Annotated in this window: 12 protein-coding genes; 5 read left to right on the plus strand and 7 right to left on the minus strand. The window is 71.0% G+C overall.

Features of this window, described 5'->3' with window-relative positions; translation table 11 throughout:
• Window positions 1-917: hypothetical protein (locus tag VIM19_16935; protein ID HEY5186541.1), on the plus strand; the 917-nt coding region annotated here is incomplete at its 5' end.
• Between the two features lie 34 nt (window positions 918-951).
• On the opposite strand, the gene VIM19_16940 is transcribed toward VIM19_16935, so the two are convergent.
• Window positions 952-1,434: an SRPBCC family protein gene (locus VIM19_16940; GenBank protein HEY5186542.1), complete on the minus strand. Its 483-nt coding sequence runs from the start codon at window positions 1,432-1,434 to the stop codon at window positions 952-954.
• Window positions 1,435-1,459: 25 nt separating this feature from the next.
• Window positions 1,460-1,747, minus strand: a complete 288-nt coding sequence (locus tag VIM19_16945) for a helix-turn-helix domain-containing protein (protein ID HEY5186543.1) — start codon at window positions 1,745-1,747, stop codon at window positions 1,460-1,462.
• A gap of 165 nt (window positions 1,748-1,912) precedes the next feature.
• Here VIM19_16945 and VIM19_16950 point away from each other — a divergent pair, with 165 nt between their 5' ends.
• Window positions 1,913-2,722, plus strand: coding sequence for a putative protein N(5)-glutamine methyltransferase (locus tag VIM19_16950; GenBank protein HEY5186544.1), 810 nt, complete (start codon window positions 1,913-1,915; stop codon window positions 2,720-2,722).
• Between the two features lie 50 nt (window positions 2,723-2,772).
• Window positions 2,773-5,229, plus strand: a complete 2,457-nt coding sequence (locus tag VIM19_16955) for an FAD-dependent oxidoreductase (GenBank protein HEY5186545.1) — start codon at window positions 2,773-2,775, stop codon at window positions 5,227-5,229.
• Here VIM19_16955 and VIM19_16960 read toward each other — a convergent pair.
• A complete protein-coding gene (locus tag VIM19_16960) occupies window positions 5,219-5,797 on the minus strand; it encodes a phosphatase PAP2 family protein (GenBank protein ID HEY5186546.1) in 579 nt (192 codons plus the stop codon). The genes VIM19_16955 and VIM19_16960 overlap by 11 nt on opposite strands.
• A 48-nt stretch (window positions 5,798-5,845) precedes the next feature.
• Here VIM19_16960 and VIM19_16965 point away from each other — a divergent pair, with 48 nt between their 5' ends.
• Complete coding sequence (locus VIM19_16965) at window positions 5,846-6,226, plus strand: hypothetical protein (GenBank protein HEY5186547.1); 381 nt, start codon at window positions 5,846-5,848, stop codon at window positions 6,224-6,226.
• A gap of 60 nt (window positions 6,227-6,286) precedes the next feature.
• Window positions 6,287-7,420, plus strand: coding sequence for a HoxN/HupN/NixA family nickel/cobalt transporter (locus VIM19_16970; GenBank protein ID HEY5186548.1), 1,134 nt, complete (start codon window positions 6,287-6,289; stop codon window positions 7,418-7,420).
• Here VIM19_16970 and VIM19_16975 read toward each other — a convergent pair.
• The 4 genes from VIM19_16975 to VIM19_16990 all read right to left on the minus strand — a co-directional run bounded on the left by VIM19_16975 (window position 7,413) and on the right by VIM19_16990 (window position 9,444).
• Window positions 7,413-7,988: a sulfocyanin-like copper-binding protein gene (locus VIM19_16975; protein ID HEY5186549.1), complete on the minus strand. Its 576-nt coding sequence runs from the start codon at window positions 7,986-7,988 to the stop codon at window positions 7,413-7,415. The genes VIM19_16970 and VIM19_16975 overlap by 8 nt on opposite strands.
• Before the next feature lie 109 nt (window positions 7,989-8,097).
• Complete coding sequence (locus VIM19_16980; GenBank protein ID HEY5186550.1) at window positions 8,098-8,238, minus strand: hypothetical protein; 141 nt, start codon at window positions 8,236-8,238, stop codon at window positions 8,098-8,100.
• A gap of 102 nt (window positions 8,239-8,340) precedes the next feature.
• Complete coding sequence (locus VIM19_16985) at window positions 8,341-8,991, minus strand: DUF3105 domain-containing protein (protein ID HEY5186551.1); 651 nt, start codon at window positions 8,989-8,991, stop codon at window positions 8,341-8,343.
• Between the two features lie 123 nt (window positions 8,992-9,114).
• Entirely contained in the window at window positions 9,115-9,444 is a 330-nt protein-coding gene (locus VIM19_16990; protein ID HEY5186552.1) for a DUF2695 domain-containing protein, read from the minus strand.
• Window positions 9,445-9,824 lie beyond the last annotated feature (380 nt).

A 9,824-nucleotide genomic window follows, 5' to 3' on the forward strand; every position in this document is an offset into this window, starting at 1 on the left:
CCCCTTCGGCCACGTCCGGGCCGCTGGCGCGCAGCGCCGCAACGAAAGCCCCCGCTCTGACCGGGCACTCGAGCTCCCCAGTGTCGATGTCCGTGACGGCGCCCAAGCTCACGGCCGCCGCGGCGATGTCCGCCCCGGCCAACCTCCCGACAGGGAGCCTTCGACCAACGACTGGCCTGCCCTGGACGCCGGTCGCCGGGTCCCCCGCGCTGGCCCTCGCCTCGACGGACGGCGGGACGGTTTCGCTGCTGTGGATGGACGGCGGCCGGTTGCGGTTCCGGTACGTCCCGGGCACCTCGGTACCAGAGGGGGGCCCGGCCACGGCCGCAGACAACACTCCCTCGGCCTGGCTGTCACGCATGGTCGCGGGCTTCAACAGTGGTTTCCTGCTCAAGGACCACGCCGGCGGCTACTACTACCTCGGCCACACCGTCGCGCCGCTTCGCCCGGGGTACGCCGCCTTCGAGATCAGCAAGAGCGGTGCCCTGACGGTTGGCGTGTGGGGCCGCGACCTGCGGATGAGCCCGAACGTGCTCGTCGTGCGGCAGAACCTGCGGCCCCTGGTCGACCACGGGGTCGCCCTGGCTCGGCCCGGGGACAGCGCCAGCGCCTGGGGGCTGGCCAACGGCGGGCTCCCCCGGGCCAACCGCTCCGCGCTTGGTCGGCTGTCCAACGGCTCGCTGGTCTTCGCGTACGGCGCCAACGTGCTGGCCAGCACGATGGCGTCGAGCCTGGTCCGGGCTGGTGTGACCGAGGCCGTCATGCTCGACATGAACATCTCCTGGCCGACCGGCTTCACCTACTCGCAGGTGGGTGGCCACCTACTCGGCCACAAGATCAACTCGCACATAGTGCGCTCGCCGTCGACCTATTTCGCCCGCTTCCGGAAGGACTTCGTCGCGGTGCTGGCGCGCTGAGCCGCCAGTCAGGGTCGAGGCTTCGTGCGGGGGTTCAGCGGGCGAGCAGCTCGTCCAGCCGCTCGTAGCCCTCGCGGACGCCACCCTCCATGCCGCTGGAGACGAAGGCGTCGCGCGCCTCGAACGAGTCGACCAGCGACGTCGCTGTGAGCCGGGTGCGGCCGTTGCCGAGGTCCTCGAGGACGAGCCGCTCCAGGGCCACGCCGTCAGGAACGCCTTCGAAGGTGAAGGTCTGGACGATGACCTCCGCCGGGCGGACCTCGTGGAAACAGCCGTGGAACCCGTACTCGTTGCCGTCACTGGCGTGCACGTAGCGGTACGAGCCGCCCGTGCGGCAGTCCCACTGGTCGACGCGCATGTCGTGGCGACGGGGGCCGAGCCACTGGACGACGAGGGTGGGGTCGGTGTGCGCCCGGAAGACCTTCTCGGGCGGGGCGTCGAACTGCCTGCTGATACGCACAAGCGGAACCCTGGGATCGACGATGACCTGAGTGTCGTGGGTGCCGCTCGTGGTCACGTCGAGACTCCTGTCAGTGGCGCAGTCAGGGTGTCGGGGCCGCGTCGACGTCGTCCGGCATCGTGCGCAGGACGTCGTCGAGGCGGCGGTAGCGCTCCTCCGCCTCGCGGCGGTAGCGCTCGATCCACCGGGTCATCAGGTCGAAGCCCTCGGCTTCGAGGTGCACCGGACGGCGCCGGGCGTCACGACGGCGGCTCACCAGACCGGCTTCCTCCAGCACCTTCAGGTGCTTGGAGACCGCCTGCACGGTCACGTCGTAGGGCTCGGCGAGCTCGTTGACGGTGGCGTCCGCCACCGCGAGCCTGGCCACCATGTCCCGTCGGGTAGGGTCGGCCAGCGCCGAGAACACCCGCGAGAGCGAATCAGCAGCCACCTCCGGCGCCTCCTCATCAACCGTTCGGTTGAAGACACCGTAGGCCCATGGAACCGCCGTAGTCAACCACTTGGTTGCCAATGACCGGGCGGGCAAGATGATCGGGTGGACGACCCTCCGGCCAGTACGCCGGCCCCGCTGGTGACCCGGCTGCGGGCCGCCGGGTGCGTGTTCGCCGAGGACGAGGCACAGCTGCTCGTCGCCGCGGCCACGACGCCGGCCGAGCTCGAGTCAATGGTCGAGCGGCGGATCGCCGGGCATCCCCTCGAGCACGTCCTCGGCTGGGTCGAGTTCTGCGGCCTGCGGATCGCGGTCGGACCCGGGGTCTTCGTTCCTCGCCGTCGCACCGAGCTGCTCGTCCAGCAGGCCGCCGACCTGGCTCGCTCGGCCGGTCCGAGCCCAGTCGTCGTCGACCTGTGCTGCGGCTCGGGCGCGGTGGGTGCGGCACTGGCCGCGGCCCTGGATGCCGTCGAGCTGCACGCCGTCGACATCGCGCCGGCAGCGGTCGCGTGCGCCCGGGCCAACCTCGGCGGCACCGGTCGGGTGTACCAGGGCGACCTGTACGAGCCGCTGCCCCCGTCGTTGCGCGGCCGGGTCGCCGTCCTGGTCGCCAACACCCCCTACGTGCCCACCGAGTCGTTCCGGCTGCTGCCCCCCGAGGCCCGGCTGCACGAGCCGCGCGTCGCGTTGGACGGCGGCCCGGACGGGCTGGACGTCCAGCGCCGGATCACCGAGGCGGCCGCGGAGTGGCTGGCTCCGGGGGGGCACCTGCTCATCGAGACCAGTGAGCCGCAGGCACCGGACCTGGTCGAGGCGTTCACCCGGGGCGGGCTGGTCGCACGACTGGCCCGCTTCGACGAGCTCGGCGCCACCGCGGTCATCGGGACCAGCCGCGATCCTCAGCCGCGGAGGTGACCGAGCACCGGCCCCCCGAGGGGTAGCGGGCCGGGCCATATCCTGCGGCCATGACCCAGCCGTCCCTCCCCCAGCGTGGCCGCGCCGTCGTCATCGGTGGCGGTGTCATCGGGACCTCGGTCGCCTATCATCTGGCCCACCTCGGCTGGCGGGACATCGTCCTGCTCGAGCGTGACCGGCTCACCTCGGGCACGACATGGCACGCCGCGGGGCTCATGGTGACCTTCGGGTCGACGTCGGAGACCTCGACCCGGCTGCGGCAGTACACCCGCGACCTGTACGCGCGGCTCGAGGACGAGACCGGCCTGGCGACCGGGTTCAAGCCGGTCGGGCTGATCGAGGTGGCCGCCGATGAGGGCCGGCTGGAGGAGTACCGCCGGGTGTCCGCATTCAACCGGCTGATGGGTGTCGACGTCCACGAGATCTCCCCCGCCGAGGTGGCGCAGCTGTTCCCGCTGGCCCGCACCGACGACCTGCTCGCCGGCTTCTACATCGCCGAGGACGGCCGGGTGAACCCCGTCGACGTCACCATGTCGATGGCGAAGGGAGCCCGGATGCAGGGGGCGACCATCCTCGAGGGCGTCCCGGTCACCGAGGTGCTGCACTCGCAGGGCGCGGTCACCGGGGTGCGCACCCCCCACGGCGACATCGAGGCGGAGTACGTCGTCAACTGCGCTGGCATGTGGGCCCGCCAGCTCGGGCAGGCCGCGGGCGTGACCATTCCGCTGCAGGCCGCCGAGCACTATTACCTGATCACCGAGGGGATCGACGGTCTGGACAACACCTGGCCGGTGCTGGAGGACCCGTCGTCCTACGGCTACTTCCGCGAGGAGGGCGGCGGCCTCATGGTGGGGCTGTTCGAGCCGGTCTGCGCCCCCTGGCACGTGGACCGGATCCCCGAGGACTTCTCCTTCGGCCAGATCCAGCCGGACTGGGACCGCATGGGTCCCTACCTGGAGAAGGCGATGGCCCGGGTGCCGGTGTCCTCGGAGGTCGGGGTCCGCACCTTCTTCTGCGGTCCGGAGAGCTTCACCCCCGACCTCGCGCCCGTGGTCGGCCCGGCACCCGAGCTGCGCAACTACTTCGTCGCGGCCGGGCTCAACTCGATCGGCATCCTCACGGGCGGCGGCCTCGGCCGGGCCATGGCGCACTGGATCGTGGACGGCGACCCGGGGATCGACGTGACCGGCATGCACATCGACCGGCTGCACGGCTACCAGACCACCCCCGAGTACCGGGCCACCCGCACCGTCGAGTCGCTCGGGATGGTCTACGAGTGCCACTACCCCGGGCGCTCGATGCGGACGGCGCGCGGCGCCAAGCGCTCGGCCGTGCACGACCGGCTGGCCGCCCAAGGCGCGTTCTTCAAGGACGTCAGCGGCTGGGAGGGCGCCGACTGGTACGCCTCGCCAGGGGTCGAGCCGGTCATCGAGCACCTGTCGTGGCAGCGGCAGAACTGGTACCCCTACTGGGCCGAGGAGCACCGAGCCGCCCGGGAGGGCGTCGTGCTCATGGACATGTCGTTCATGGCGAAGCTGCTCGTCCAGGGCCGCGATGCGGGCGCCCTGCTCGAGTGGGTCAGCGCCAACCGGGTGGACGGCGAGCCGGGGACGATCACCTACACCCAGTGGCTGAACGAGTGCGGCACCCTCGAGGCCGACCTCACCGTGACCAAGCTCGACGACGACCGGTTCTGGGTCGTCGCGTCGGACACCGCCCACCGGCACGCCGAGACCTGGCTGCGCCGCAATGTGGGCGACCGGCATGCCTTCGTCACCGACGTCACGTCAGGCTGGGCGCAGCTGAACGTGCAGGGGCCGCGCTCTCGTGAGCTGCTGCAGTCGCTCACGTCCGCGGACCTGTCGAACGAGGCCTTCCCGTTCCGGACGGCCCGCGAGATCGACCTGGGCTATGCCCGGGTGCTGTGCGTGCGGATCACCTACCTGGGCGAGCTGGGCTACGAGCTGTACGTGCCGACCGAGCAGGCCGTCCACGTCTACGACCGGCTGGTGGCCGCGGGGACTGCGTTCGACCTGCGGCACGCTGGGCTGAAGGCGCTGTCCAGCCTGCGGATGGAGAAGGGCTACCGCGACTACGGGCACGACATCGACAACACCGACTCGGTGCTCGAGGCCGGGCTGGGCTTCGCGGTGGCGCTGGACAAGCCGGGCGGTTTCATCGGCGTGGACGCCGTGGTCGCGAAGAAGGCCGAGGGGCCGCTCACCCGACGGTTGGTCCAGGTCCTGCTGCGCGACCCGGAGCCGCTGATGTTCCACGCCGAGGTGGTGTACCGCGACGGCGTGCCGGTCGGCTACGTGCGGGCGGCGTCCTACGGCTTCACCCTCGGCGGTGCTGTCGGGCTGGCCCTGGTCGACGCGGGCGAGCCCCTCGACCAGGCCTGGCTGGACGCCGGCACCTGGGAGGTCGACATCGCCGGTCGCCGCTCCCCCGCGACCGCGTCGCTGCGGCCGCTGTACGACCCGCAGATGCTGCGGGTCAGGAGCTAGCCGGGCCGGGCCAGGTCCAGCGGCGCTGCAGGGTGTGCGCCGTCACCTGGCCGAGCACGCCACCGAGCAGCGACCCGGCGATGACGTCACCCGGGTAGTGCACCCCGGTGTGCACCCGCGAGTAGGCGACCACCGCGGCCAGGCCGCGCAGCGGGACGCCCACGGCGGGCCACTCGTGGCCCACGCCGGTCGCGAAGGCGAACGCCGCGGCCGAGTGCCCAGACGGGAACGAGCTGGACGTCGGCATCGTCACGTGCCGCTCGACCACGACTCCGCCGGCCTCGCGGTCCGGGCGCGAGCGCCGCCAGGCCAGCTTGGCCACCAGGTTCGCCGAGGCCGAGGTCACCGCCACCGATGCCAGCCCGACGACCGCGGCCCGGCGACCACGCGCTCCCCCGGCCAGCGCCAGCGCACCGGCCACCGCCATGGACAGCTTGGAGTGGTTCGCCGCCTGCGACAGCCGCCGCAGCGCGCCGTCGATCTGCGGAGTGGGGGTCGCGGCGACCGCGCGGTAGACAGCGAGGTCCAGCCGGCGTACCTCGTCGCCCCACCGGGCCGCCTGCGTCACGGCACCAGTCTGTCGTGTCCGTCCAGGAAGCGGTGGGAGACTCTTCAAGTGGCCCGACTGGAGGTGGACGGCTCGCTGCTGTCACTGCGCCTGGAGCCGCTGGAGCGGCTCGGGGCGCTGCACGGCGACGTGACGGTCGCGCTGGCCCAGGTCGTCGCGGTGCACACGTCGAGCGAGATGTGGCGGGAGCTGCGCGGAATCCGGGCGCCGGGCACCGGCTTCCCCTACCTGATCATGCTGGGCACCACGCGCTACCGGGGCGGGACGGACTTCTGCGCGGTCTACCGCCGCGGTCCCGGCGTGGTCGTCGACCTGGCCGACGCGGCGTTCAGCCGGCTGCTGGTCAGCGTTGCGGGCGCCGGCCGAGCCCGGGCGCTGGCCGACCGCATCTCGTTCGCCGTGCGGAGCGCCTCGGTGTCCGACGCCTGACGCGGGCGTCGCGGGGGGTTTGCAGTTGCGAACTCTTCGCAACAGGGTTATCAAGGGTGCGTGAGTGTTGACACCGGCCAGCGGCCAACGGGACCGACCGCCCATCAGGAGAAACGCCGGATCCACTTCACCCGGGAGGAGGTGCCGCGGCTGGCTCTCATGCTCGGGTTCGTGGCCGCGCTCCACGTCATCGGCTGGGGGCTGTTCGTCCACTACAACTCCATCCCGCAGATCCACAACGCCGTGGGCTCCGGGGGCACCTTGGTCTACGCAGGTGCCGGTGCGCTCGCCTACACGCTGGGGATGCGGCACGCCTTCGACGCCGACCACATCTCGGCCATCGACGACACCACCCGGTACCTGCTGCAGAAGGGCAAGCAGCCGCTCGCGGTGGGCCTGTTCTTCTCGCTGGGGCACTCCACCGTGGTGTTCACCTTCATCATCGCGCTCACCGTCGCCGCCCAGAAGGCCACGGCGTTCCAGCACGCGTTCGAGGGCACCGGCGGGATCATCGGGACGCTGGTGTCCGGGACCTTCCTCTACCTGATCGCGGCGCTGAACTTCGTCGTGCTGCGCGGCATCCTGCAGGCGTGGAGGCAGGCCAAGGCCGGCACGTACTCGCCCGAGGAGCTCGACGAGCTGCTGGCGAAGCGCGGTCTGATGAACCGGGTGTTCAAGGGTCGGTACAACCAGTTCATCAACCACTCCTGGCAGATGTTCCCGGTGGGGCTGCTGTTCGGGCTGGGCTTCGACACCGCCACCCAGGTGGGCCTCATCGCGATCGCCGGGACGACGGCGATCGCCGGCGGGCTGCCCGCCATGGCCGTCATCGCGCTGCCGATCCTGTTCGCAGCCGGGATGTCGCTGATGGACACCCTGGACGGGATCTTCATGTCCAAGGCCTACGGCTGGGCTTTCGTGTCGCCCGTGCGCAAGATCTACTACAACATCACCACGACCAGCCTGTCGATCTTCGTCGCGTTCGCCATCGGGACCGTCGAGATCGCCGCCCTGCTCATCGACCAGACCGGTCTCACCGGGCAGCCGTGGAGCACCATCGCCGGCATCGACATCAACAAGGCCGGTCAGATCATCGTCGGGATCTTCCTGGTCGTGTGGATCGGCGCCGTGGCGAACTGGAAGCTGCGCCGCCTCGACGAGCGCTACGCGTTCGAGGCGCCGCCGGTCAGCTGACGGTGAGGGTCGCGTGCATACCGGCCCGGTAGTGCCCTGGCAGGTTGCAGACGATCTCGTAGCTGCCCGGGGCCAGGGTGAGGGTGACCTGCGAGATCCCGCCGGGGACGGTGCCATCGACGCCGGGGTCGGTCGGGCAGACCGGCTGCGCCTCGCCGACCTTGCCGGTCTCGCCGATCCGGTCGTCGGAGCCAACGGTGCGCTGCCCCGCAGACTGCCCGGCCGCCAGCGGCATCACCAGCAGCTCGTGCGGCCGGGTTCCCGCGTTGCGCAGCACCACGGTCACCTGTCCGGACGGCACGGACGCTGCCCGGGGCATGAACCCCATGGGACCCAGCGCCCGGCTGGCCGGCCCGCCCATCATCCCCCCGCCCATGCCCATGTCCCGGGTGGTGAAGCCGGCGACGGTGCCGGACCGCGCGGGGGGCGAGCAGCTGGCCGTCGTCCCGGTCCAGCCGCTGCCGGGCCTCGAGCCGGTCATGGCCGCGACTGCGACCGCCGAGCCCACCAGACCGACGACGGAGAAGACCAGTGCGGCGACGAACCAGCCGCGACGCTGCGGGCTCAACGGTTCGCGTCGGGATCGGCCAGCAGCAGTGAACGCTGCGCGCGGTAGGTGTCAGCATCCATCTTCTCCTGCGCGAACCGCTGGTCCAGCAGCTCCAGCGCCGAGCGCTTCACCACCGCCGGCTCCAGGGGTGGGTCCCGCTGAGCAGCCGGACGACCAGCCACCCCAGCATCGGCGCCAGACCCACCCAGAAGGCCCCCATGAGCATCCAGGACGCCCCGAATCCGTTGCCACCGAACCAGCCCATCATCGCCGTCTCCTCGCAGGTGTGTGCTCTACCTGCTTCAACTCTTCGCGGCGCTGCCGAAGGTCAGCCGTTGGGAACCACGAAGGTTCGATGAAGGTCCGAAGGTCAGCCGGTCCGCGTTCCGATTCCGCCCGTGCACTCGCCGCCGCGCTCGGGGGCCCGCTGGCCCGACTGGTAGGCGGCGATGAAGGTCTTCAGCCGCGGGTCGCTGGCGCTGCCGAGCTTGAGCTGGGCACCCCACACGGTGGCCACCACCGGGGACGGCAGGCCCGGATAGGGGCTGACCAGGCCGTACTGCTGGCCGGCGACGTCCGCCTTGATGACGGCCAGCTGGGCGGCCGGCAGGTTCGGCTGATAGGTGATCCAGATGGCGCCGTGCTCGAGGGAGTGGACGGCGTTCTCGTTGGCCACCGGCGCGTTGTAGATCCCGCAGTTCTGCCACACCGGGTTGTGCGCACCGCCGACCGGAGGCGTCTGCGGGTAGCTGACCTTGCCGGTCACGTGGTCGCGGGACAGCCCGGTGTAGGTCTGCAGCCCGGGGATCGCGGCCGAGCTGCTGGCCGAGCTGCTCGCTGCGTTGGCCGTGGATCCCGTCGAGGACATGCCCGCCCACACGGCCCCACCGACGAGCAGCACGGCCACCGCCGAGCCGACTCCGACGATCACCCACCGCTGGCGGTCGGCCCGGCGCTGCTGGGCACGTACCGCCTCCAGCTGGCGCTTGCGGTCGCTGTTGCGCTGCCCCTGCTTGCTCACCCGTCCGACCTCTCCCCCGTCATCTGCTCCAGCTGACAGCTCGAAGTGATGATCATGACATGTGCCCCGCCATTCGCCCAGGTGCGCGGTGGAGCCGGACCGGCTGCCTCATGAGCGTGCGGATCAGTCGGTGCCGTCGTCCGCGCTGAGCATCTCCTCGTAGGAGACCCGGCACTGCAGCGTCTGGTCCCGGGCAGGCGGTCGGCCGGAGAGGAACACGTTGAAGACCACCTCGCAGTCACAGAAGCTGCCCCGACTCTCCAGCCGTCGGGTCAGCCCGGGCATCGATTGCGGCTGCGCGTCCCGCCAATGCTTGGTGAAGCGGTGCCCACCGTCGCATCCGAACTGCTCGAGCATCCGCACCAAGTAGCAGCACAGGCACTTCGCTGGCTCGACGGCCGTGAGCGCCCCGCTCAGCGCCCGCAGGGACTGCTCGACCTCGGGAACGTCCATGGAACCTCCTCTGTCGGTGGAAGTTCCTTGGTACCTGGGCCAGGGACAGTTCAGGTGCCCGAACAGCCTCCTGTCCACAGGGGCGCTGGCTTCGGCTTGATCGAATCTTCATGGTCGGCGCCGCCGAAGCCATACACGCGTCGCTGATGCTGAGGGCAGAGACAGAGACAGAGACAGAGACAGAGACAGAGACAGAGACAGAGGCTGAGGAGGCCGTGATGATGGGTTGGTACAGCAATGGGGCCGGTTGGGGCAGCGGGGTCGGGATGCTGCTGATGCTGCTGGTGTGGGGCGGGCTGATCGCGCTCGGCATCTGGGCGGTGGCCCGGCTGACCCGCGGCAGCGGCCCTGCGCAGCCCACCACGACGCTGGAGTCCCCG

It is taken from the genome of Actinomycetes bacterium (assembly GCA_036510875.1).
GTDB lineage: Bacteria > Actinomycetota > Actinomycetes > Prado026 > Prado026 > DATCDE01.